General features: G+C 69.1%; 20 protein-coding genes. 13 read left to right on the forward strand and 7 right to left on the reverse strand.

Going from position 1 to position 23796, the window contains the following annotated elements; genetic code table 11:
* The first annotated feature begins 45 nt into the window (after positions 1-45).
* The 6 genes from WS89_RS23515 (at position 46) to WS89_RS23540 (ending at position 8306) form a co-directional block, all read left to right on the forward strand.
* Positions 46-2271 (forward strand): polysaccharide biosynthesis tyrosine autokinase, encoded by a 2226-nt coding sequence (locus tag WS89_RS23515; RefSeq protein ID WP_059793845.1) that lies wholly within the window; start codon positions 46-48, stop codon positions 2269-2271.
* Positions 2272-2333: 62 nt separating this feature from the next.
* Positions 2334-3293 (forward strand): glycosyltransferase family 2 protein, encoded by a 960-nt coding sequence (locus WS89_RS23520; protein ID WP_059793847.1) that lies wholly within the window; start codon positions 2334-2336, stop codon positions 3291-3293.
* Between the two features lie 43 nt (positions 3294-3336).
* Positions 3337-4482 (forward strand): glycosyltransferase family 4 protein, encoded by a 1146-nt coding sequence (locus WS89_RS23525; RefSeq protein ID WP_059793849.1) that lies wholly within the window; start codon positions 3337-3339, stop codon positions 4480-4482.
* A 10-nt stretch (positions 4483-4492) separates the two neighbouring features.
* A complete protein-coding gene (locus WS89_RS23530; protein ID WP_059501239.1) occupies positions 4493-5959 on the forward strand; it encodes an O-antigen ligase family protein in 1467 nt (488 codons plus the stop codon).
* Positions 5956-7140: a glycosyltransferase family 4 protein gene (locus tag WS89_RS23535; RefSeq protein WP_059793851.1), complete on the forward strand. Its 1185-nt coding sequence runs from the start codon at positions 5956-5958 to the stop codon at positions 7138-7140. Before WS89_RS23530 ends, WS89_RS23535 begins: the two co-directional genes overlap by 4 nt.
* Positions 7140-8306, forward strand: coding sequence for a glycosyltransferase family 4 protein (locus WS89_RS23540; protein WP_059793853.1), 1167 nt, complete (start codon positions 7140-7142; stop codon positions 8304-8306). The genes WS89_RS23535 and WS89_RS23540 overlap by 1 nt, the downstream gene beginning before the upstream one ends.
* A 130-nt stretch (positions 8307-8436) precedes the next feature.
* On the opposite strand, the gene WS89_RS23545 is transcribed toward WS89_RS23540, so the two are convergent.
* The gene (locus WS89_RS23545) at positions 8437-9672 is read right to left on the reverse strand and encodes an MFS transporter (protein ID WP_059793855.1); all 1236 of its coding nucleotides are present in this window, start codon (positions 9670-9672) and stop codon (positions 8437-8439) included.
* 155 nt (positions 9673-9827) lie between these two features.
* Between WS89_RS23545 and WS89_RS23550 the strand changes: the two genes are divergently transcribed.
* Entirely contained in the window at positions 9828-10298 is a 471-nt protein-coding gene (locus tag WS89_RS23550) for a winged helix-turn-helix transcriptional regulator (RefSeq protein ID WP_059501236.1), read from the forward strand.
* A gap of 464 nt (positions 10299-10762) precedes the next feature.
* Here WS89_RS23550 and WS89_RS23555 read toward each other — a convergent pair whose 3' ends face one another.
* Positions 10763-11536, reverse strand: coding sequence for an AraC family transcriptional regulator (locus WS89_RS23555; RefSeq protein WP_059501235.1), 774 nt, complete (start codon positions 11534-11536; stop codon positions 10763-10765).
* A 26-nt stretch (positions 11537-11562) separates the two neighbouring features.
* On the reverse strand, positions 11563-11904 hold the full coding sequence (locus tag WS89_RS23560; protein ID WP_059501234.1) for an FKBP-type peptidyl-prolyl cis-trans isomerase: 342 nt from the start codon (positions 11902-11904) through the stop codon (positions 11563-11565).
* Positions 11905-12485: 581 nt separating this feature from the next.
* Between WS89_RS23560 and WS89_RS23565 the strand changes: the two genes are divergently transcribed.
* Both WS89_RS23565 and WS89_RS23570 read left to right on the forward strand, forming a co-directional pair.
* Positions 12486-13403 (forward strand): metal-dependent hydrolase, encoded by a 918-nt coding sequence (locus WS89_RS23565; protein ID WP_059793857.1) that lies wholly within the window; start codon positions 12486-12488, stop codon positions 13401-13403.
* 474 nt (positions 13404-13877) lie between these two features.
* Complete coding sequence (locus WS89_RS23570) at positions 13878-15350, forward strand: sigma-54 dependent transcriptional regulator (protein ID WP_059793859.1); 1473 nt, start codon at positions 13878-13880, stop codon at positions 15348-15350.
* 1248 nt (positions 15351-16598) lie between these two features.
* On the opposite strand, the gene WS89_RS23575 is transcribed toward WS89_RS23570, so the two are convergent.
* Positions 16599-17381, reverse strand: a complete 783-nt coding sequence (locus WS89_RS23575; protein ID WP_059501389.1) for an ABC transporter substrate-binding protein — start codon at positions 17379-17381, stop codon at positions 16599-16601.
* Positions 17382-17616: 235 nt separating this feature from the next.
* Here WS89_RS23575 and WS89_RS23580 point away from each other — a divergent pair, with 235 nt between their 5' ends.
* A complete protein-coding gene (locus WS89_RS23580; RefSeq protein WP_059793861.1) occupies positions 17617-18036 on the forward strand; it encodes an MbcA/ParS/Xre antitoxin family protein in 420 nt (139 codons plus the stop codon).
* A gap of 29 nt (positions 18037-18065) precedes the next feature.
* Positions 18066-18734, forward strand: coding sequence for an RES family NAD+ phosphorylase (locus WS89_RS23585; protein WP_156440605.1), 669 nt, complete (start codon positions 18066-18068; stop codon positions 18732-18734).
* Between the two features lie 62 nt (positions 18735-18796).
* Here WS89_RS23585 and WS89_RS23590 read toward each other — a convergent pair whose 3' ends face one another.
* Positions 18797-19528 (reverse strand): metallophosphoesterase, encoded by a 732-nt coding sequence (locus tag WS89_RS23590; protein ID WP_059793865.1) that lies wholly within the window; start codon positions 19526-19528, stop codon positions 18797-18799.
* 122 nt (positions 19529-19650) lie between these two features.
* On the opposite strand from WS89_RS23590, the gene WS89_RS23595 reads away from it, so the two are divergent.
* Positions 19651-20304 (forward strand): DUF1345 domain-containing protein, encoded by a 654-nt coding sequence (locus WS89_RS23595; RefSeq protein WP_059501229.1) that lies wholly within the window; start codon positions 19651-19653, stop codon positions 20302-20304.
* Between the two features lie 6 nt (positions 20305-20310).
* Here WS89_RS23595 and WS89_RS23600 read toward each other — a convergent pair whose 3' ends face one another.
* Positions 20311-20979 (reverse strand): glutathione S-transferase, encoded by a 669-nt coding sequence (locus WS89_RS23600; RefSeq protein WP_059501228.1) that lies wholly within the window; start codon positions 20977-20979, stop codon positions 20311-20313.
* Between the two features lie 98 nt (positions 20980-21077).
* Complete coding sequence (locus WS89_RS23605; RefSeq protein ID WP_059793867.1) at positions 21078-21785, reverse strand: class I SAM-dependent methyltransferase; 708 nt, start codon at positions 21783-21785, stop codon at positions 21078-21080.
* 301 nt (positions 21786-22086) lie between these two features.
* On the opposite strand from WS89_RS23605, the gene WS89_RS23610 reads away from it, so the two are divergent.
* Positions 22087-23739, forward strand: coding sequence for a DUF3459 domain-containing protein (locus tag WS89_RS23610; RefSeq protein ID WP_059501387.1), 1653 nt, complete (start codon positions 22087-22089; stop codon positions 23737-23739).
* Positions 23740-23796: the final 57 nt, after the last annotated feature.

Here is a 23796-nt window from a genome sequence, read left to right on the forward strand (position 1 = left end):
CGCCGGGGCGGCGTCCGCCCCCCGGCACCACTCAAGCGGGAACGAATGGTGAACACGCAAGCGAAACACTCCTACGCGGACCTGACCGCGAAAACCGAGGAAGAGGACGTCGTTCTCGGCCAGTTGCTCCAGGTCATCATGGACGACATCTGGCTGCTGCTCGGTATCGCGGTGACGGTCGTCGCGCTCGCCGGCCTCTATTGCTTCATCGCGAAGCCGGTCTACCAGGCGGACGTGCACGTGCGGGTCGAGGGCAACGACAACACGTCGCAGGCGCTCACGCAGACGCAGACGGGCGCGTCGATCAACAGCGGCCCGCAGCAGGCGCCGACCGATGCGGAAATCGAGATCATCAAGAGCCGCGGCGTCGTCACGCCGGTCGTCGAGCAGTTCAAGCTGAACTTCTCGGTCGCGCCGAAGACGCTGCCGGTGCTCGGCAGCCTCGCCGCGCGCCTCGCGACGCCGGGCCAGCCGTCGCGGCCGTGGCTCGGCCTGAAGTCGTATGCGTGGGGCGGCGAGCTCGCCGACGTCGACTCGATCAGCGTCGTGCCGGCGCTCGAAGGCAAGAAGCTGACGCTGACGGCCGGCCCGAACGGCACGTATTCGCTGGTCGACGCGAACGGCACGCGGCTGCTGGCGGGCCGCGTCGGGGAATCGGCGCAGGGCGGCGGCGTGACGCTGCTCGTGCAGAAGCTCGTCGCGCGTCCCGGCACGCAGTTCACGGTGGTCCGCTACAACGATCTCGACGCGATCACCGGTTTCCAGTCGGGCATCCAGGTGACCGAGCAGGGCAAGCAGACGGGCGTCGTGCAGATCTCGCTCGAAGGCAAGGACCCGGACCAGACCGCCGCGATCGCGAACGCGCTCGCGCAGTCGTACCTGAACCAGCACGTGATCGCGAAGCAGGCGGAAGCGACCAAGATGCTCGACTTCCTGAAGGGCGAGGAGCCGCGCCTGAAGGCCGATCTCGAACGTGCGGAAGCCGCGTTGACGCAGTACCAGCGCACCTCGGGGTCGATCAACGCGAGCGACGAGGCGAAGGTCTACCTCGAAGGCAGCGTGCAGTACGAACAGCAGATCGCCGCGCAGCGCCTGCAGCTCGCGTCGCTCGCGCAGCGCTTCACCGATTCGCACCCGATGGTGATCGCCGCGAAGCAGCAGCTCGCGGAGCTGCAGGGCGAGAAGGACAAGTTCAGCAACCGCTTCCGCAGCCTGCCGGCGACCGAGGTGAAGGCGGTCCAGCTCCAGCGCGACGCGAAGGTCGCCGAGGACATCTACGTGCTGCTGCTGAACCGCGTGCAGGAGCTGTCGGTGCAGAAGGCCGGCACGGGCGGCAACATCCACCTCGTCGATTCGGCGCTGCGCCCGGGCGATCCGATCAAGCCGAAGAAGGCGCTGATCCTGTCGGCCGCCGTGTTCCTGGGGCTGATCCTCGGCACCGGCGTCGTGTTCCTGCGCCGCAACCTGTTCCAGGGCATCGAGGATCCGGACCGCGTCGAGCGTACGTTCAACCTGCCGCTGTACGGGCTCGTCCCGCAGAGCGCCGAGCAGGTGAAGCTCGATGCCGCGGCCGAGAAGGGCGGCGGTCGCGCCCGGCCGATCCTCGCGAGCCTGCGTCCGAAGGATCTGAGCGTCGAAAGCATGCGCAGCCTGCGCACCGCGTTGCAGTTCGCGATGATGGACGCGAAGAACCGCGTGATCGTGCTGACCGGCCCGACGCCGGGCATCGGCAAGAGCTTCCTGACGGTCAACCTCGCGGTGCTGCTCGCGCATTCGGGTAAGCGTGTGCTGCTGATCGACGCCGACATGCGCCGCGGGATGCTCGACCGCTATTTCGGCCTCACCTCGCAGCCGGGGTTGTCGGAGCTGCTGAGCGACCAGTCCTCGCTCGAGGACGCGATCCGCGAGACGCCGGTGCAGGGCCTGTCGTTCATCGCGGCCGGCACGCGCCCGCCGAACCCGTCGGAGCTGCTGATGTCGACGCGCCTGCCGCAATACCTCGAAGGCCTCGGCAAGCGCTACGACGTCGTGCTGATCGATTCGCCGCCGGTGCTCGCGGTGACCGACGCGACCATCATCGGCCGCATGGCCGGCGCCACCTTCCTGGTGCTGCGCTCGGGCATGCATACGGAAGGCGAGATCGCCGACGCGATCAAGCGCTTGCGTACCGCGGGCGTCGATCTGGAAGGCGGGATCTTCAATGGCGTGCCGCCGAAGGCGCGCGGCTACGGCCGCGGCTATGCGGCCGTGCACGAATACCTGAGCGCTTGATCGCATTGCACGACACCGGGCCGGCGCGCGCCGCAACGGCCTGGCCGAATGGAGAACCCTCGATGAAAATTTCCGTGCTCGTTCCGACCTACCGGCGTCCCGCCGACCTCGCGCGCTGCCTGCTGGCGCTGCAGCGGCAGCAGCGGCTGCCCGACGAGGTGATCGTCGTCGCGCGCCCGGAGGACGACGCCACGCACGAACGGCTCGCCGATCCGGCGGTCGGCGGCGCGCTGCCGCTGCGCATCGTGCCGGTCGACGTGGCGGGGCAGGTGGCCGCGCTGAACAAGGGGCTCGACGCGTCGACCGGCGACATCGTCGCGATCACCGACGACGATGCGGCGCCGCACCCCGACTGGCTCGCACGCATCGAAGCCGCGTTCCTGTCCGACCCGCGCGTGGGCGCGGTCGGCGGCCGCGACTGGGTGCACGAGAAGGGCCGCCTGCTCGACGAATCGCGAGAGCAGGTCGGCCGGCTCACGCTGTCGGGCAAGATCATCGGCAATCATCACCTCGGCGTCGGCGGCGCGCGCACGGTCGACATGCTGAAAGGCGCGAACATGAGCTACCGCCGCGCGGCGATCGAACGGCTGCGCTTCGACACGCGGCTGCGCGGCGCCGGCGCGCAGGTGCACAACGACATGGCGTTCAGCATGGAAGTGCAGCGCGCGGGCTGGACGCTGCTGTACGACCCGGCGATCGCCGTCGATCATTTTCCGGCCGAGCGCTTCGACGACGACCGTCGCGATGCGGCCTCGCTGAACGCGATCAGCAACGGCGCGTACAACCTGCAGCTGACGCTGCGCGAGCATCTGCCGCCGGTACGGCGCGAGATCGCGTGGTGGTGGTGGACGCTGATCGGCACGCGCGTCTATCCGGGCTTCGCGCACGTGCTGCTGTCGCTGCCCACCGCGCGGCGTGCCCGCGTGCTCGCGCACTGGCGCGCGGTGCGCCGCGGCGCACGCGATGCGCGCCGCACGAATCTCGCCCCCCATCGTGCGGCGATGCCGCCGGTGACGTCTTGAACGGCCTGCGCACAATGCGCGCGGCCACGCCCGGAGGGCTCGCATGACCACGAAGGATGCAACGAAAGTTCACGTCCATTTGTTCTATGGCGCCGATCCGCGTACCTATCGGAAAGGCGACAACATCGGCTGCCTGTACGGCTATCACCACGCCGAATCCGACGAATTCCGGCTGACCTATTCGCAGGACGGCGGCGAGAACCGCGTCGTGAGCGTCGCGCGCCGTGCGCTGAAGGCGGCGCTCGGCTTCGACGTCGTGCATGCGTGGCGCAACCGCGCGGCGCTGCTCGATACCGACGTGATCTGGACCCACACCGAGCAGGAGCATCTGGCCGCCGCGCTGATCCTGAAGCTCGCCGGCGCGCAGGGCAAGCGCCCGCTGCTGCTCGCGCAGAGCGTGTGGCTGTTCGACAAATGGAACAGCTTCGGCGGCCCGCGCCGCTGGCTCTACCGCAAGCTGCTCGCGCGCGCCGACGTGCTGACCACGCTGGCTCGCGACAACGCCGACCTGTGCCGCCGCTATCTCGGGCGCGAAGCCGAGTTCGTCTATTACGGGCTGAACACGCAGGATTTCCCGCCGGTCGAGCCGCAGCAATGGAAACCGAACCGGCCGCTGCGGATCGCGGCGATCGGCAACGACCGCGACCGCGACTGGCGCACGTTCCTCGCCGCGTTCGGCGGCGACGCGCGCTACGACGTGCGGCTCGCGACGCGCCGCCGCGTGCCGCGCGAGTGGCACGCGCCGAACGTGAAGATTGGCCCGGCGGCGGGGCTCGCGAAGCAGCACGAACTGTACGCGTGGGCCGACGTGATCGTCGTGCCGCTGCGGCCGAATTTCCACGCGTCGGGCATCACGGTGATGCTCGAGGCGGCGGCCGTCGGCAAGCCGATGATCGTGTCCGACGTGGGCGGCCTGAGCGACTACTTTCCGCACGATACGGCCGCCTATGTGCCGGCGTTCGACGCGCAGGCGATGCGCCAGGCCGCCGATCGCTTCGTCGCCGATCCGGTGGCGGCGCTCGACTGCGCGCGTGCGGCCGCCGCGTGCCTGCGCGAACGCGACCTGACCACGCAGGCGTTCGCCGAGCAGCACGTGCGGATCACGCGCGACATGCTGCGCCGGCGCCGCACACCCGCGGCGGCTGGCGTGGCGATGCCGCTCGCCGATTCGCGTCCTTCGTCGCAGTGAGCGCGCATCGATGAGTACGATTGCCGCCGAACGCGCGCCGTCGCGCACCCGCAGCCGGTTCGCCGAGCCGAAGCACTGGGCCGGGCAGGCCGGGCTGTGGACGTTCACCGCCGCGCTGATCGCCGTCCACCAGGGCAAGGTGCTGACGCTCGCGTTCCCGGTGCTGGCCATCGGGGTGGGCGTCTGGCTGTATTTCAAGAGCCCGGCGCGCTATGTCGGCTTCATGTGGTGGGTGTGGTTCCTGAGCCCGGAAGTGCGGCGTCTGGCCGACTGGTCGAAGGGCGCGTTCACGCCGACGAGCCTGATCCAGGTCGCGCCGCTCGCGGTGACGATGATCGCCGGCTTCGGGCTGCTCAGGCATTACCGCGTGCTCGCGCAGCGACGTGGGATTCCGGTGCTGCTGATCCTGTTCGGGCTCGTGTATGCGTATCTCGTCGGGATCGTGTCGAGCGGCGTGATGGCCGCGACCTACGACCTCGCGAACTGGCTGTACCCGATCCTGATCGGCTTTCACATCATGGTGAACGCGCGCAACTATCCGGAGTACCGCGACGTGCTGCTCTCCACCTTCATGTGGGGCATGCTCGTGATGGGCGTGTACGGCGTCGTGCAGTATTTCGTGATGCCGCAGTGGGACGTGCTGTGGATGGTCGGCTCGCAGATGGGTTCGCAGGGCGAGCCGGTGCCGTACGGCGTGCGCGTGTTCAGCACGATGAATTCGTCCGGGCCATTCGCGTTCGCGATGATGGGCGCGCTGGTGTTCGTGCTGGTCGCGCCGCAGAAGATCCGCTGGTTCGCGGGCGCGGCGGGCTTCGTGTCGTTCGCGCTGTGTCTCGTGCGCTCGACCTGGGGCGGCTGGGTGATCGCGCTCGCGATCCAGCTCGTGCAATCGAGCAACCGCGTGCGGATGCGGATCCTGATCAGCGGCGTCGTGCTGGTCGGGCTGTGCGTGCCGCTCCTGACCGTCGGGCCGGTGGCCGACCGGCTCGGCCAGCGCCTGCAGTCGATCGCGAACCTGAAGGACGACCGCAGCTACGACGACCGCAACAAGTTCTACGCGACCTTCGCGCAGACGGCATTCACCGACGTCGCCGGCGAAGGGATGGGCGCGACCGGTGCGTCCACGAAGCTGTCGAGCGACAGCGGCGAGCTCGGCAAGTACGGCAGCTTCGACAGCGGCGTGATGAACGTGCCGTTCGTGCTCGGCTGGCCCGGCACGCTGCTGTATCTCGCGGGCGTCGTGATGCTGTTCGGCCGCACGCTGCGCGCGGCGTTCAAGCTGCGCAAGGACAAGTTCGTCGGCGCGTGCCTGAGCCTGTGCCTGTCGACCTTCGCGATGCTCGTGTTCACGAACTCGCTGATCGGCACCGGCGGCCTGCTGATGTTCACGGCCATTTTTTCGATACTTGCCGCGGCGCACTGGCAGAAGGCGCAACGCCTGCTGGCCGCCGCGCGTTCACGGGGAGGCGACCATTGAGAATCGCGATCGTCACGCACGTCGTGCGACATAACGACGGGCAGGGCCGCGTCAATTACGAAATCGCGCGCGCGGCGCTGGCCGAAAACTACGAGGTCACGCTGGTCGCGTCGCATGTCGCGCCCGAGCTGCTGGCCGACCCGCGCGTGCGCTGGGTGCCGGTGAAGGTCGGCGGCTTCTGGCCGTCGAATCTCGTCAAGCAGCAGGTGTTCGCGCTGAAAAGCGCGGCATGGCTGCGCGCGCACCGCGGCGAATACGACGTGCTGCACGTGAACGGCTTCATTTCATGGATCAAGGCCGACGTGAATACCGCGCACTTCGTGCACGGCGGCTGGTTCAAGAGTCCGTACTATCCGTTCGGGCTGACGAAGGGGATGTGGTCGGCCTACCAGTACGTCTATACGCGCGTGAACACCGCGCTCGAGCGCTGGGCCTACCGGCGCTCGCGCGCGATCACGGCCGTGTCGCAGAAGGTGGCCGACGAAATCGCCGGGCTCGGCATCGACAGCCGCAAGATCAGCGTGATCTACAACGGCGTCGACGGCAGCGCATTCGCCGGCGCGCAGGCCGACCGCGCGGCGTTCAAGCTGCCGGACGACGCGTTCCTGCTGCTGTTCGTCGGCGACCTGCGCACGCCGCGCAAGAACCTCGGCACGGTGCTGAAGGCGCTGACGAAGCTGCCGCCCAACGTTCATCTCGCGGTGGCCGGCTACTTGCCCGGCAGCCCGTATCCCGACGAAGCGCGCGCGCTCGGCATCGATTCGCGCGTGCATTTCCTCGGTCTCGTGAAGAACATGCCGACGCTGATGCGCTCGGTCGACGCATATGTCTTTCCGTCGCGCTACGAAGCGATGAGCCTGTCGCTGCTGGAGGCGATGGCGGCCGGGCTGCCGGTCGTCACCGCGCGCACGGCGGGCGGCGCGGAAATCATCACGCGCGAATGCGGAATCGTGCTGGAGGATCCGGACGATCCGGCCGCGCTCGCGCAGGCGATCGGCTCGCTCGCGGCGTCGCGCGACACCTGTCGCGCGATGGGCGATGCGGCCCGCGAACTGATGACCCGTTTCGGCTGGGCGCACATGGGCGCCCAGTACGTCGCGCTTTACCGGCGCATCGGCCAACCCACGCAGCCGTCCGCCTTCGAGCGGGCCGAGCATGCGATCACGCAGGAGCAACCGTGATGTCCCAATCTTCCCGGCCGATCAAATCGTTGCAGATCGGCATGCACTGGTTCCCCGAACGCGCGGGCGGCCTCGACCGGATGTACTACTCGCTCGTCGGCGCGCTGCCCGGCGCGGGCGTCGAGGTGCGCGGGCTCGTCGCCGGCTCGCCGAAGGTCGCCGACGACACGGGCGGGGCGATCCAGGGCTTCGGGCCTGCGTCGCAGCCGCTCGCGCGGCGGATGCTCGCCGCGCGGCGTGCGCTGCGCGACGAGATCCGCAGCGAGCGGCCGGACGTGATTTCGTCGCACTTCGCGCTGTACACGTTTCCGGGCCTCGACGTGACGCGCGGGATTCCGCAGGTCTCGCACTTCCAGGGGCCGTGGGCCGACGAAAGCCAGGTCGAGGGCGCCGCGTCGCTCGGGCAGCGCGCGAAGCGCTATCTCGAACAGGCCGTCTATACGCGCTCGTCGCGGCTGATCGTGCTGTCGCAGGCGTTCGGCCAGATCCTGACGAACCGCTACGGGATCGATCCGTCGCGCGTGCGCGTGATTCCCGGCTGCGTCGATACCGCGCAGTTCGACACGCCGCTCACGCCGGCCGAGGCGCGGCACAAGCTGCAACTGCCGCAGGACCGGCCGATCATGCTGGCCGTGCGCCGGCTCGTGCGGCGCATGGGACTGGAGGACCTGATCGACGCGATCGGCCTCGTCAAGCGCCGTCACCCGGACATCCTGCTGCTGATCGCCGGCAAGGGCAAGATCGGCGAGGAACTGCAGCAGCGCATCGACGCAGCCGGGTTGCAGGACAACGTGAAGCTGCTCGGCTTCGTGCCCGACCACCATCTCGCGGCGCTGTACCGCGCGGCGACGGTCAGCGTCGTGCCGACGGTCGCGCTGGAGGGCTTCGGCTTGATCACCGTCGAATCGCTGGCATCCGGCACGCCGGTGCTGGTTACGCCGGTCGGCGGGCTGCCGGAGGCGGTCGCCGGGCTGTCGAACGATCTCGTGCTGCCGTCGACGGGCGCGGATGCGATCGCCGAAGGGCTCGGCGGTGCGCTGTCGGGTGCGATCGCGCTGCCCGACGAGGCCGCGTGCAAGCGCTATGCGCGCGATCATTTCGACAACGCGGTGATCGCGCGGCGCGTGGCCGGCGTCTACGAAGAGGCGATCCGGGCGGCGGGCTGAACGTCTGCGGCGCGCCCCGCGCGCGCCGAACCGCAAGCCCGACGGGCGCGCGTGCGCGGCCGGTTCGCGTGCCGGACGCCCGCCGAGGGCGCGCCGGCCTTTCCCGTTCGATCCGCATGGCCCGCGCGCATCACGCGCGCCGCAGCGTCGCGGCCCATACGCCGAGCGCGGCCACGCTCACCGCCGCGCCGAGCCCGCAGACGCCCGTCCATCCGGCGCGCGCATACATCATCGTCGCCGCAATCGCACCGAGCCCGCTGCCGGCCGAATAGAACAGCATGTAGCAGCCGACGAGCCGCGCATGCGCGTCGGGCCGCGCACCGAGAATCATGCTCTGATTGACGACGTGCACGGCCTGTCCGCCGACGTCGAGCAGCACGATGCCGACGATCAGCAGCGCAATCGACGTATTGCCGAACGCGAGCGGCAGCCATGAGCAGGCGAGCAGCGCGAGTGCGGCGCCGGTCGTCGCTTCGCCGCGCCCGCGATCCGCGAGCCGGCCCGCGCGGGCGGCGGCCGCCGCACCCAGTGCGCCGACGAGGCCGAATGCGCCGATCTGCGTGTGCGACATCGCGTGCGGCGGCTCGCTCAGCGGCAGCACGAGCGCGCTCCAGAAGATGCTGAACGCGGCGAACATCAGCAGCGCGATCGCGCCGCGCACGCGCAGCACGCGTTCGTCGCGCAGCAGCGACACCATCGAGCGCAGCAGCGCCGCATAACCGATGCGTGCGCGCGGTTCGTGCCGGTCCGGCAGCAGCCGCGACAGCACGACCAGCATCGCGATCGCGAGCCCGCCCGACACGAGATAGACCGCCCGCCATCCCGCGATGTCGGTGACGACGCCCGCCAGCGAGCGCGCGGCCAGGAGCCCGACCACGACGCCGCCCTGCGCGGCGCCCACGACGCGCCCGCGTTCGCCTGCGCCGGCGAGGGTGGCCGAGCAGGCGATCAGCCCTTGCGTCATCGCGGTGCCGAGCAACCCGACCGCGACCATCCCGGCCAGCAGCGCGACGCGTGTCGACGCCACGGCCACGCCGATGCAGGCGGCGCTCAGCAGTACAAGCTGCACGGCGATCAGACGCTTGCGGTTCAGCAGGTCGCCGAGCGGCACGACGAACAGCAGCGCGAGCGCGCAGCCGAGCTGCGTCGCGGTGATGACGCCGCCGACCGCGGCTTGCGACACGCCGAAATCCCGCGCGATCGAATCGAGCAGCGGCTGCGCGTAGTAGACGTTCGCAACGCTCGCCGCGCAGCAGACGGCCAGGAGCGCGACGCGCGCCGACGACAGGCGGCCGCTCGCGGCCGGAGGGATCGCACCGGTTGGCGCGTTCGATGCAACGGTGCCGGAATGGCAGGACGATTCCATGGGTTTCCTCATGCAATGTAGTTGCAATTTGAAACTGGTTTGGAGTGTAGGGAAAGTAGTTTTAAAATGCAACCTGTTTGACGGCGGGCGTGGGGCCCGTGCACGGATGGTCCGCCGGCCCGCGAAGGCGGCCCGGCGCGGTTGCGGAGAGGAACATGGCCAGGCAGAAAAGTCTTGCGGATTCGCCGTGCCCGGTGGCGCGCGCGACCGATATCGTCGGCGATCGCTGGGCGTTGCTGATCGTGCGCGACGCGTTCGACGGCGTGCGCCGCTTCGGCGATTTCCGCGCGAGCCTCGGCGTCGCGAGCAACATCCTGTCCGACCGGCTGAAGATGCTGGTGGACGCGGGCGTATTCGACGTGGTGCCGGCCTCCGACGGCACCGCGTATCAGGAGTACGTGCTGACCAGGAAAGGCGAAGGGCTGTTTCCGGTCATCGTGATGCTGCGGCAGTGGGGCGAGGCCAACCTGTTCGCGCGCGGCGAGCCGCATTCGGTGCTGATCGACCGCGGCACCGGGCGCGCGATTCGCAAGCTCGCGCTGCGGCACGACGACGGCCGGCCTTTGAAGGCGGCCGAGACCGTCGTGAAGAAGATCGGTGACGAAGCGGGCACGGCGCGTCGGTGAGCGTCATGCGCGCCGATTGCGCCGTCGGATGGCATTCGGCGTGGAAGCACGAGCGCGGTCCGGCCGGCTACGCGAGTCGATTCACGAAGATCTTCTTTCGTTGGCGTTACCCGATCCGACCTCGCCCCGGCGACGCATGACCGCACGCGCGCGATCGGCCGGCGGCGTCGCACGAGTTGCCGGGGACGCGCCGCGACGCGCAGCGGCCCGCACACGGGTCGCGAGCAGCGCGGCCGCGAGCAGCAGCATGACCGACACGGCGGTTTCGATCCGCAACGATGTTGACGGCGGCGACGACGCGCGCCAGCGCGGGCGGGAAAGCGGGGGATGGTGCGGTCGTATCCATGCGCCCATCGTAGGCGGCGACGGACAGGCGACGTTTCAGCGGGACGTGAAGCGTCGATACGGATGCCGCGCGTGCCGCCGGCTACGTGCGTCGATGCGTATTCAGCGCGCCACTGCGCTCAATGCCGTTCGCCGCGCCAGCGTCCGGGCGCCACGCCGAAGCGCTTCGTGAACGCATGCGTGAACGTGCTTTGATCCGCGAAGCCCACGCTGCCCGCGATGTCGACGAGCGAATGCCGGCCGTCGGCGAGCAGCACGACCGCGGCGTCGAGCCGCAGCCGCTGCAGGTAGCGATGCGGCGTTTCGCCGAACGCGTCGACGAACAGTTGATGAAACCGGCGCATCCCGTAGCCGCAGTGCGCGGCGAGATCGGCGATGCGCAGCGGTTCGGCGAGCCGCGCGCGCAGCCAGCGGTCGATGCGCGCGAAATCGAGGCCCGACGCCGGCGCGGCGATGCCCGCATCGTCGAGCAGCGCGTCGCACAGGCGCGCGGCGGCCTGCCATTGAAAGCGGTGCGCGGCGGCCTGCCGTGCGTCGCCGGCCGGAGCATCGTGCTGTACGGCGGCCGCCGCGATCTGCGCGACGAGCGACGTGAGCGCGGGGTCGATCGACACGGCGCGCGCATGGTCGAACAGCCGCTGCGGTACCGCGAGCGACGCGGCGGGCAGGTCGATCACGAGCTGGCGATTCTCGCCGAGGCCCGCGTAGTCGTGGCGCGCGCCGGCCGGAATCAGCCAGGCCGCGTGCCGGTCGATGCGCCGGCCGATGCCGTCCACCGCCATCACCATCGCGCCATCGACGCCGAGCACGACCTGGTGGAAGTCGTGCACGTCCGACGCTTCGCACGTGGCGTAGCGGCGCAGCGCGATGGCAGGCGAGGCGATGCGTTCCATCGGGAGGGAAACGGCCGGAGGCGGGGTCAGACGTCGAGCAGTTCGACTTCGAACACGAGCGTCGCATTCGGCGGAATCACGCCGCCTGCGCCGCGCGGGCCGTAGCCGAGTTGCGGCGGGATCGTCAGGCGACGCACGCCGCCGACCTTCATGCCCTGAACGCCTTCGTCCCAGCCCTTGATGACCATGCCGCCGCCGAGCACGAACGCGAACGGGTCGTTGCGATCCTTGCTCGAATCGAATTTCTGACCGTCGGTCAGCCAGCCGGTGTAATGGACGCTGACGGTCTTGCCGGCTTGCGCTTGCGCGCCGGTGCCTTCGGTCAGGTCTTCGTACTTGAGGCCCGATTCGGTCGTGATGACGGACATGATTTCTCCTGAAAGAGCGTTGCGTGAAACCGCTATTGTAGGCGAGCGCGCAGCGGCCCGGCGCGCATGGATTTCGTGCCGTTGTACGCGTGTCGGCGAGCGCGGCGGGCGCCGCGCGCGCGATCAACCGATCTGCAATTGGAACGCGCGTTTGAATTTTCCGCGAGCTGCGGGGCCGAGGTTGCACCACGGCAGTGCGCCACGCGTATGAATCGACGCTCCCGGCACGTGTTGCCGCATGCCGGGCGACCGTTGCCGGACGCGGCGAGATGCCCGGCGCACGGGGCTGTCGGGCCGATGGCGGGGCGCTGCGCCGCACCCGCCACCTCGCCCGTTCGCGTGCCGGCGCGTTCGAATCGCCACCCGGCCGAGCGTCGTTCGAGCGCCGTTTTTTCCTCCTTTCCGACCGTGCCCTGTTTGGAAGCGCGCATCTACCGCGCGGCTTGCGTGCGCCGGCGCGCGCGGCCTATCGTTACATCTGTCGATGTCAGGATTTTGGCGGCGCGCGACGCGTCGCCCGGGCTTGCGCCGGCCGCGTCCGACGATGCGCCGGGCCGCTCTGCAACAGGAGAACGATGCACATGAAGTCAGCCGCTTCCGTCACCGCAGCCGGGATCATGCCGGTGCGCCGCGACCTGCGCTTCGACCTGCCGGTCGAACGCGCGAAGGACTGGCATGGCCTGGGGGCGCACGTGACCCATTTCTTCAACGCGCTGTCGCTGCTGTTTCCGGCCGGCGAGCGCTTCTTCATGGATTCGGTGCGCAACTACCGCGACCGGATCGACGATCCCGTGCTGAAGCAGCAGGTGCTGGGCTTCATCGGCCAGGAGGCGATGCACACGCGCGAGCACGTCGAATACAACGAGCTGATGCAGGCGAACCGGCTGCCCGCGCGCAAGCTCGACCGACGCGTGTGGGCCGTGCTCGGCTACATGAAGCGCACGCTGCCGCATTCGGTGCAGCTCGCGCACACGGTGGCGGCCGAGCACTACACGGCGATGCTCGCCGACTGGCTGCTGCGCGACCCGACGCGCCTCGACGGCTCGGTCGAAGGCTACCGGCAGATGTGGATCTGGCACGCGCTGGAGGAAACCGAGCACAAGGCCGTGTCGTTCGACGTGTGGAACGCCGCGATGAAGCCGGGGCTGCGCCGCTACCTGATCCGCATCGGCGTGTATCTGCTGACGACGCTGACGTTCTGGCCGACCGTGTTCCTGATGCATGCGACGCTGCTGTGGCGCGATCGCGGCGCCGGCCATCACGTGCGCGGCCTGCTGCGGACGATCGCGTTCCTGTATGGGCCGCGCCGAGGGCTGTTCCCGCGCATCGCCGGCGAATGGCTGAGTTTTTTCCGGCCGGGCTTCCACCCGTGGGATCACGACAATCGCCACCATCTCGCGCGGGTCGACGCACTGGCCGCCACCTACGGCGAACACGGCGGCACGCCGGCCGGCCGCGGCCGTGCGAACGCGCCGGCGCCGCTCGTGTCGGGTCGCTGATCCGGGCCGTCCGTCGCCCGCCGGCCGCCCGCGCTCGTCGCTCGTCGCGCGGCGGGGCGCCGCGCATGTTGCGTTCGTGCATCGGCCGGCTTGTTCCGACGATTGACGAAAATCAACCGGAACCGGTTGCTTCGCGTTCGCATGCCCGGCACACCGGTTGCACGCGCATGCGCCAGTGCGCCGATCGGGCGTGCGCCCGTCCCACACCCATGCCTCGCGCCAGCACCGGCGCGGCTTTGCGCGCGCGGCGCCGGTCCTTTCCGGCCGCGTGCGGCGCCCGCCACAGGGATAACACCCATCTAGCCGGAGGCCGGCCGCATCGATATACCGTTCATGACGACGTCGACGCCGGCGCGATTCATGCGCAGGGGGATTTTATTCGGACGGAAATACGCCCAATATGTCGATTCGATCGTGTCCGTCGTACGCGGCCGTGAGCCGGCGCGCGATACCAACGCCAAGCGGGGAACAACGATGGTTGCAAGGTCACCCGACGCAAACGGGCACGCGGCGCCCGAGATGACGGACGTGTCCGTCACCGCTCCCGAGGCCGGCCGCAAGCTGTTCGTGATCATGCGCACGCCCGACGAGCCGTTGCTGGCGCAACTGCGCGGGCTCGGCTGGGAGATCGCGGTCGCGAAGACGGCTGGCGCCGCGCAGAACATGACCTCCGGCGTGAGCGTGGCCGCCGGGCTGGTCGATTTCACCGGATTCACGTCGCGCGACTATCCCGCGCTGAAGATGTGTCTGAGCCAGCCGGCGATCGGCTGGATTTCCATCGCGCAGGCCGGCATCATGATCGGCCCCGCCGTGCGCGAACTGATCCGCAGCTATTGTTTCGATTACGTGACGCTGCCGCTGCCGTCCGAATGGATTTCGCACGTATTGGGCCATGCGCGCGGGATGGCAGCGCTCGATCGCGTCGACGGCGCCGCCTATGCGGCGTCGATCGGCGAACACGGGATGATCGGCAACTGCGAGGCGATGCAGCAACTGTTCAGCACGATCCGCAAGGTCGCGAAGACCGACGCGAGCGTGTTCATCTCGGGCGAGTCGGGCACCGGCAAGGAGCTGACCGCGCTCGCGATTCACGAGCGCTCCAGCCGCGGCAAGGGGCCGTTCGTCGCGATCAATTGCGGAGCGATTCCGCATCACCTGCTGCAGTCCGAGCTGTTCGGCTATGAACGCGGCGCGTTCACCGGCGCGAACCAGCGGCGCGCGGGCCGGATCGAATCGGCGAACGGCGGCACGCTGTTTCTCGACGAGATCGGCGACATGCCGGTCGAAAGCCAGGCAAGCCTGCTGCGCTTCCTGCAGGAAGGCAAGATCGAGCGGCTCGGCGGGCACGAATCGATCGCGGTCGACGTGCGGATCATCTCGGCCACGCACGTCGACCTCGACGGCGCGGTCGAGGCCGGGCGCTTCCGCGCGGATCTCTATCACCGGCTGTGCGTGCTGCGCATCCACGAGCCGCCGCTGCGCGCACGCGGCAAGGACATCGAGATCCTCGCGCACTACGTGCTGCAGAAATTCAAGGCCGACAGCGGCCGCAAGATCAGCGGCTTCACGTCGGCCGCGCTCGACGCGATGCGGCGCTACGAGTGGCCCGGCAACGTGCGGGAACTGATCAACCGCGTGCGGCGCGCGATCGTGATGGCCGAGAGCCGGTTGCTGACGCCGCACGATCTCGGGCTCGACACGCCCGGCGAAACCGAACCGGTGACGCTCGAACAGGCGCGGGCGCTGGCCGAGCGCACCGCAATCGAGAACGCGCTGCTGCGCAACGACCACCGGATCAACAAGGCAGCCGCCGAACTCGGCATTTCACGCGTGACGCTCTATCGGATGATGATCGAGCACGGGCTGAACGATCGCGACCACAGCGGCGACAACGGCGGCAGCGACGGCGCGCCGTCGGACGACGCCGGGCATCAGCGGGTCGGCTGAGCGGCGTGCGAATCGGCTCGGCGAGCGTTCACAGACGGTGCGGCTCGAACGTGACGGGCGGCACGCACGGCACGACCGCGACGACGCTCCACGCGCTGGCGAGCCCTGGGCCGGCACGCCGAAGCGGATCGGCCCGGCGCGCTGGGCCGATCGTCGTGGGCGGGTCGCGCGGGCAGCGTGAGGGCGCGTGAAGCGGTGCCGCAGTATGGCCATGCGATCGGCCGCCGCGTCCGGCGTCCAGCCGCGACGTGCGGTGCGGCTCGCCGCCGGCGGCATGTAAAGCGCATGAAACGTTTCGCGTCGGCCGCCAGGCGGATTTCCGCGGCGAATCGGGCCGACCGGCCGGTCCGTCGCCGGTAAAAATTCCGTGCTCCATTGTTCAGCCTTATTCCGCAAGGCCCTGCCGTGACACGGCCGACGCGTGCCGCGACCCCGATGTTTCAGTTTCGTAACTTCCGGTACGTCACGCCCGCTGCGGCCGCGAGCCGGCCTGGTCGCCCCCTTGTCCGGCCGGGCTCGCGCAGCGCTGGCCCGGTCCTTGCGAAGAAGGGCGTGCGAGAGTCGACGACGCGAGGTCCGTCCGGTCAGGCAACCAAAGCTTCCAGTACCGGCCAGGACGCAGTCCGCGGGGATGCGGCGGCCGCGCGCGGTGCAGCGGCCGCGTCGCGGCGAGCACGGCGCGTCGTCGTCTGATCGCCGGGGCATCGGCATCGTCCGGTTGCCGGAACAAACATCAGACAGCAAACGGGGTAGAAAAATGATCGATCGTCACACGCCGCGGCCCGCAGGCCGCGATCGCCGTGATTCGGGACATCGCCGCTCGAACGTCGCGCTTGCGGCCGACAGGCATGCCTCGACAGGCCATCTCTCCGCGCCCGGCGCGAGGCGGATCCGGCTGGTTGCCGGTCATCCGCGCCGGGTCGGTACTTTCCTGCACGCGAACCCGATCCGCATGGGCATGTGTACACGCGCACCGGTACCGCGACGCCCGGTCTTCGCCTGTTGATTCGAACGGTACGGCGTCCGCTCGCGTTGCCCGTTGTTGCCTCACGCGATTGATCGGGAACTCGAACGATCGACGAAGCGTCGTGCCGCGGGCCGCGTAAGACGAACACGACAAACGACGCAACATGACGCGCATTCGATGCAACGGCGCACCGCTCGACGCCGTTGCCATCCGGTTGAAGGGGAGGGGCGGTCGGACGCGCGCGACGGAAGCGGTCATCCGTACGCGCGCGACGCCGTTTTTCAGCCGCCGTAGATGTCGAAGTCGAAGTACTTCGATGCGAGCCGTTTGTAGGTGCCGTCCTTGACCATGTCGACGATCGCGCGGTCGATCTTCGCCTTCAGGTCGGTGTCCTCCTGGCGCAAGCCGATGCCGGCGCCGATGCCGAGCACCTTTTCGTCGACGAGTTCGGGCCCGACGAACGTATAGTTCGCGCCGCGCGGCGATTTCAGGAATCCGATCGCGGCCTGCACTTCATCCTGGAGCGCCGCGTCGAGGCGACCGGCGATCAGGTCGGCATACACGCCGTCCTGGTTCTGGTACGACACGACGTTCGCGCCTTGCTTGCCCCAGTAGGCCTTCGCATACGTCTCCTGCGTCGTGCCCTGTTCGACGCCGATCGATTTGCCCTTCAGCGATTCGGCGGTCGGCAGCAGCGACGAGCCTTTCTTCACGACGAGCCGCGTCGGCTGGTTGTAGATCTTCGTCGTGAAGCCGATCTGCTGCGCGCGCTGCGGGGTGATCGACATCGACGACAGCACCGCATCGAACTTCTTCGCCTTCAGCGCCGGAATCATCCCGTCGAAGTCGTTCTCGAGCCACACGCATTTCGCCTTCAGGCGCGCGCAGATCTCGTTGCCGAGGTCGATGTCGAAGCCGACGAGCTTGCCGTCGGGCGCCTTCGACTCGAACGGCGCATAGCTGGCGTCGGTGCCGAAGCGGATCGTGGTCCAGTCCTTCGCGACGGCGGGGCCTGCGGATACCGCGAGCAGGGCGATCGAAACGGCGGCAATCAGTCTCTTCATGGTGCGTTCCTTGGCGTGGTGCATCCGGTTTCTGTGCGGCACGGTCTCCACGGACACGATCCGCGCCGTGACGCGGTGTCCGCACGGCCATTAACGCAGAAAATAAAATACGAGTCCAGAATGGACAAAAAATATCGATTTGCCGGATGCATGTACGCGATCGATGGGTGCGACCCTTGCAAAAATACGAGAATGGACTAATCTTGTTAGTGAATTCGTTTCGAGACTAACGATCATGTCACAGCCCGCGTACCATTCGCATTCCGCCGTGCCGCACGCTTCGGTCGCGCAGATGTCGGCGGCCGGCCTGCGCGCGTTTTTCAACATCGCGCGCGATTGGGAACTGACGATCGACGAGCAGATCGTGCTGCTCGGGTCGCCGGGCCGCTCGACGTTCTTCAAGTGGAAGGCCGCGCCCGAATCGGCGCGCCTGCCGCGCGATACGCTCGAGCGGCTGTCGCTGCTACTCGGCATCTACAAGGGGTTGCAGATCCTGCTGCCCCAACCCGCCGCGGCCGATGCGTGGGTCAAGCGGCCGAACGATGCGGCGCCGTTCGGCGGCAAGCGCGCACTCGACCGGATGCTGGCCGGCAACGTCGGCGATCTGGTGGCGGTCCGGCAATATCTCGACGCGATGCGAGGTGGCTGGGCGTGACGACACCGATCGAAGTCGGCCGGTGGCCCATGACCACCGTCGATTGGGCGCCCGCCTATCGCGTGATTCCCACCCGTTTTCCGGCCATCAACCTGTTCGACCGCGTCGCGTCGGCGGACGACTTCGACGCGCTCTACGCGCTCGAATCGCTGACCAACGACCGCATTCGCAACGAAGTCGGCACCCTCGATCTCGTGCCGCCCGCCGAGCGCCGCTACGGGCAGGGCTGGGGGCCGATCATGGCGGCGTTCACGCATCTGAATCCGCTGGGCAGCCGCTTTTCGGACGGCAGCTACGGCGTGTTCTACTGCACGCGCGCGCGCGACACGGCGATCGCCGAAACGCGCTATCACAGCGGGCTATTCCTCGCCGCGACGAAGGAGCCGCCGATGCGTCAGCAGATGCGGCTCTATACCGTGTTCGCGCACGGCGACGTCGCCGACGTCCGTACGTGGCCGCAGCGCGATCCCGCGTTGCTGGACCCGGTCGACTACAGCGCGGGACAGGCATTCGGCCGCGCGGTGCGCCGTGCAGGTGGCGCGGGGATCGTCTATCCGTCGGTCCGCGACCCGCACGGCGAATGTCTCGCTGCGTTCCGCACGACGCTGCTGCGCGACTGCCAGCATGCGGCCTATCTCGAGTACAACTGGAACGGTTCGGCCGTCGATGCGGTGTTCGAACTGAACCAGGTCGGCTAGCGTTCGCCTGGCCGGCGCGGCGGGCGGTTGCGTCGCGCGATGCGGTGCTGGCGGCCGGCGCGTCAGGGCAGCGGCCAGTCGCCCGCGTGGCGTTCGCGCGCTTCGGCCTGCGTCATCGACCACGTGCGGCCGGTGCGCGGCTCGGCGAGCGTGAGCCGGCCGGCGGGCGCGAACGCACCCGTATCGATGAACCATTGCGCGCCGATCCGTTGCGGCGCACGCACCGGCGTGTGTCCGGTGCAGGTCAGCGACAATCCGGCCTGCCGCGCCGGATCCGCGAGCCCCTGGACGAGGTCGCGGCCCCACATCAGCCGCTCGCGTACGTCGTGCGAATAACTGCCCGTATCGAGATCCGCGTCCGAGCCGAAGAATTCCGCATGCAGCACGTTGAAGCGCGCCGCACCGTCGCCGATCACGCGCACGAGCGGCAGTGCGTCGACGCGCGCCGCATACGCGCGCAGTCGTTCCGGCGGCAGGTCGGCGCCCCAGTCGCCGCCGATGCCGCGCCACGCGTCGGGCGGCAGCTTGCCGCGCGCGACGAGGCTCAGCACTTCCTCGTGATTGCCGCGCACGACGTGGCACCACGGCCGGTCGAGCAGGTCGAGCGCGATGTCGGAGGCCGGGCCGCGATCGACGAGGTCGCCGACCGAGAACAGCCGGTCGCGGGCCGGATCGAAGCGGACGTCGTGCAGCAGCGCGCGCAGGACGTCGACACAGCCGTGCAGGTCGCCGACGACGAAGTCGCGGCCGGTCGTATTCGCGGGATGGCGGCAGAGCAGGGCGGTGGCGGTCATCCCCTTATCTTAGGCGCTCCCGCCCATCGCCACGCCGCGACGGAATGGCGATAATCGGGGCGCGTTGCCCGCCGATGCGGTGCACCGGCCGAACCCTTTCCATCTGCTTTCGGAATCACACGATGACGTTTTATCCGCAGGTATTACGCAACCGGCCGCGCATGGTCGCGGCGTTCGTCGCCGGCGTGCTGTGCGCGGTGCTGCTGCCGTTTCCGCTGCGCCCGACCGCGCGGGCGCTGATCGGCTGGGATTGTGCGGTCTGGCTGTATCTGGTGCTGATGTGGGTGCGCATGGTCACCGCGCATCATCACAAGGTGCGCGAAGTCGCGATCCGCGAGGATGAAAACGCGACGACCGTGCTGACCGTCGTGTGCCTCGCGACCGTCGCGAGCGTGGCCGCGATCGCGATCGAACTCGCGACCGCGAAGAGCGTCGGCTTCAGCGCGGGACTCAGCCACTACGCGATCACGGGCGCGACGCTGTTCGGCGCGTGGTTCCTGATTCCGACGATCTTCACGCTGCACTATGCGCGGCTCTACTACGGCTCGCCGAGCAGCGATCGCGCGCTCCGTTTCCCGGACCGGAACCCGGAGCCCGATTACTGGGATTTCCTGTATTTCGCGTTCACGCTCGCGGTCGCGTCGCAGACGGCCGACGTGTCGCTCGCGAACCGCTCCGCGCGGCGCTCGGTGCTCGCGCAGTCGGTCCTGTCGTTCTACTTCAACATGGCCGTGCTCGGCTTGTCGATCAACGTCGCGGCGGGGTTGCTGAACTGACGCCGGTTACTTGAGCAGGTCGTACCGGCCGCCGCGTTCCAGCGCCCGCCGGTAGGCCGGCCGGGCATGGATCGTGTCGAGAAAGCGCGCGATCGCGGGATACCGGCTGCCGCCGCCGCGCGCGGTCGCGGCTTCGAGCGGAAAGCTCATCTGGATGTCGGCCGCGCTGAAGCCGTCGCCGACGAACCAGCCGGTGCGTGCCAGCGCGCCGTCGACATGGCCGAGATGCAGCGCGATCTGCGGATCGACGAAGCCCGACTGCAGCGTCGCGGCGATCTTGCGTGCGATCGGCCGCGCGAAGAACGGCATCGGCGCTTGCGCGATTCGCTGCGCGACGAGCTTGAGCAGCAGCGGCGGCATCGCGGACCCTTCCGCATAGTGAAGCCAGTACGTGTAGTCGTGCCGCTCGGGCGAGCCGGGCGGCGGCGCGAGGCGCCCGTCGGCGTAGCGTTCGACCAGGTATTCGACGATCGCGCCCGATTCGGCGAACGTGCGGCCGTCGTCGGTCACGACGGGCGACTTGCCGAGCGGATGGATCGCGCGCAATTCGGCCGGCGCGAGCATCGTCTTCGGATCGCGTTCGTAGCGCACGATCTCGTACGGCACATCCAGTTCTTCGAGCAGCCAGAGCACGCGCTGCGAACGCGAGTTGTTCAGATGATGGACGGTGAGCATGTCGAGGCCGAGAAGGGAGCGGGAACGACATCATACCGAGCGCATGCGGCGCGTTCGCGAATCGCACGGCGCGTGCCGTTGCGCGCCGCATCGAACCGTCATGCGCGCCGCACCGCGATCCACGCCCCCCAGAACAGGCTCGCGAAAAAACGCAGCGGCGCATCGAAGCCCGCTTCGCGCAGCAGCGCGAACACGGCGTCCTCGGACGCGGGCGGATCGGCGCCCTGCAGGATCTTCGCGAGCTGCGCGCGCACGGCGTCCGGCGGGGCGCCTTTCATGCGCCAGCGCTGCTGCCAGGCATCGAGCAGGCGCGGGTGGTCCGCGTAGCGTCGATGGTTGCCGGCGAGCACGAGCGGCGCGCCGGGCTTCAGGCGTCGTGCGATCGCGTGCAGCAGCGCGGCTTTCGCGTCGTCGCCCGGCACGTGATGCAGCACGCCGATCAGCGTCGCGCCGTCGAACGCGGGCGCGTCGGGCAACGCGTCGACGCCGGCCTCGACGAACGTCGTACGCGCGCCGAAACCCGCGGCTTCGACGTTCGAGCGCGCGAGCGCGAGCATCGGTGCGGACGGGTCGACGGCCGTTAACTGCCAGCCCGGTTCGAGCGCGGCCGCGACGCAGATTTCCTGTCCCGTGCCGCCCGCGCCTGCGACGAGCATCCGTGCATCGGGCACGCCGATCGCCGACGCGAGCATGCATGCGGCGAGTTCGTGGCAGGCATCGTAGCCGGCGAGCGCGATGCGCGATTGCTCGGCGTATTCGTGCGCGCGCGACGGATCGAATTTCGCGGCGCTGGCGGGAAGCGACATGGCGGAGTTCCTCGGGTCGGAAGCGGACGACGTGTCCGCGGGCATGACGCAGAGCGTAGGGGCGCGCGGCCGGCGCAACAAGGCGAGCGATCATTCCGGTATGCCGACTACCCGACTCGTCTGCCCGCGCCGGCCGGTTTCCCGGGGTCGATTCGCATTTAAAAATGTCTGATCACGATGCATCGCGATGGCGAATCCGGCGCATACTCGTTTCTCTCTCCCGCCTGGTCGTCGCATGCCGGGCCCGATGCGCTGCGCCATCGGCGCGGCCATGCCGCTCGGTACGCACGAGGAGCGCATGATGTCCGATTGTCCGCACGATCCGTACGCGCAGCACTACATCCATTGTTTGCCGTTTGGCGCGCAGCCTTGCGGCGCGCTCAGCACGACGCCGCGCACGCATTTCCGCGTGTGGGCGCCCGGCAGCACCCACGTCCAGCTCGAACTCGATACCGGCTACGGCCCGACGCTCGTCCCGATGACGAGCGCCGGCCCGAACTGGTTCGAAGTCTTCGTCGACTGCGGCGCGGGTGCACGTTACCGCTATCGTCTCGACGATACGGTGTCGATTCCCGATCCCGCGTCACGCTCGCAACCCGAGGGGCTCAACGGCCCGAGCGAGGTCGTCGATCCGCGTGCGTTCAAATGGCGCAATACGTTCTGGCACGGGCGCGCGTGGGAAGACATCGCGCTCTATGCGATCCGCCCGCACGCGGTGGGCGGCTTCGACGGCGTGCGCCGCCGCCTGCCGCAGCTCGCGCGCCTCGGCGTGACCGCGCTGGAGTTGCTCGCGTCGCCGCACGACAGCCTGCCGTTCGCGCCGCTCGCGGCCGAAGGCGGCCCCGACGCGCTGAAGGCGCTGATCGACGACGCGCACGGCCACGGTCTCGCGGTGCTGCTGGAGCTCGACTACGCGCGCTTCGGCAGCGGCACCGATGCGCTGCGCCACTACGCGGGGCCGTTCTTCCACACGCGCGACGATCCGCTGCAGGCCGCGCCGCTCGCGCTCGACCATCCGGAAGTCTGCGATTTCTTCTGCGACAACGCGCTGTACTGGATCGACGAATACCGCTGCGACGGGCTGCGCCTGCGCGAAGCCGACCGGATCGGCGTGTCGTGGCTGCGCGAGATCGCGGATCGCGTGCGCGCCGCCGTGCCGGCCGACCGGCTGATCCATCTCGTGCTCGGCAGCGAGCGGCATCCGGCCCATCTCGCCGATACCCATTTCGACGCACAGTGGAACGGCTGCGGCGAACGCGCGCTGCACCGGCTCACGGGGCGCGACACGTCGGCGCATGAAGGCATTTCCATGCACCAGTCGATTCACACGCTCGCCCGAGCGCTGACCGCGGCCGGCGCGGCGTACCGGCCGGCCGCGCCGGCTGACGGGATGGCCGCCGACGGCGGCCTGTCGCTGACGTCGCTCGTCCTGTCCGATGGCGCATGGCGCGACGGCGCCCCGGGCGATCGCGGGCAGGCGGCCGGTCTGGCCGGGCTGGCGCTGTCGCTGCTCACGCCGCAGATCCCGCTGATCTTCGACGAAACCGCGCGCGACATCGACCGCGCGCATTTCGTGCAGTCGGCGCTCGCGGTGCGCGCGAAGCTGATCGCGCCAAGGCTGTCCGATTGCCGGCCGCAGGACGCACGTGCGCTGAAAGCGGACGGCGACGGCGATGCCGACGCGCTGTGCGCATCGTGGCGGCTTGCCGACGACGAAACGTTGACGATCGCGTTGAACCTGTCGCCCGAGGCGGTGCCGTTCGACGCACCGCGAGGGCGGGTGGTGTTCGAGACGCCGGCGCGTGCGCGCGACCGGGTCGATGAAGGGGAGTTGCCGCCGTATTCGCTCGTCGCGTGGCTGACGGGCGACGTCAATCGCTACGCGCTGACGCACGATGTGCGTCGCATCGACGACGGTTCGTGGCGCGGGATGCGTCCGAACCTGAACGCATGACGCGATGAACGCGTGACGCGCCGGAGCCGGGCGCGGTCCGGCCCGGCAGCGCTGCCG

This window comes from Burkholderia sp. MSMB1072, assembly GCF_001524725.1.
Lineage (GTDB): Bacteria > Pseudomonadota > Gammaproteobacteria > Burkholderiales > Burkholderiaceae > Burkholderia.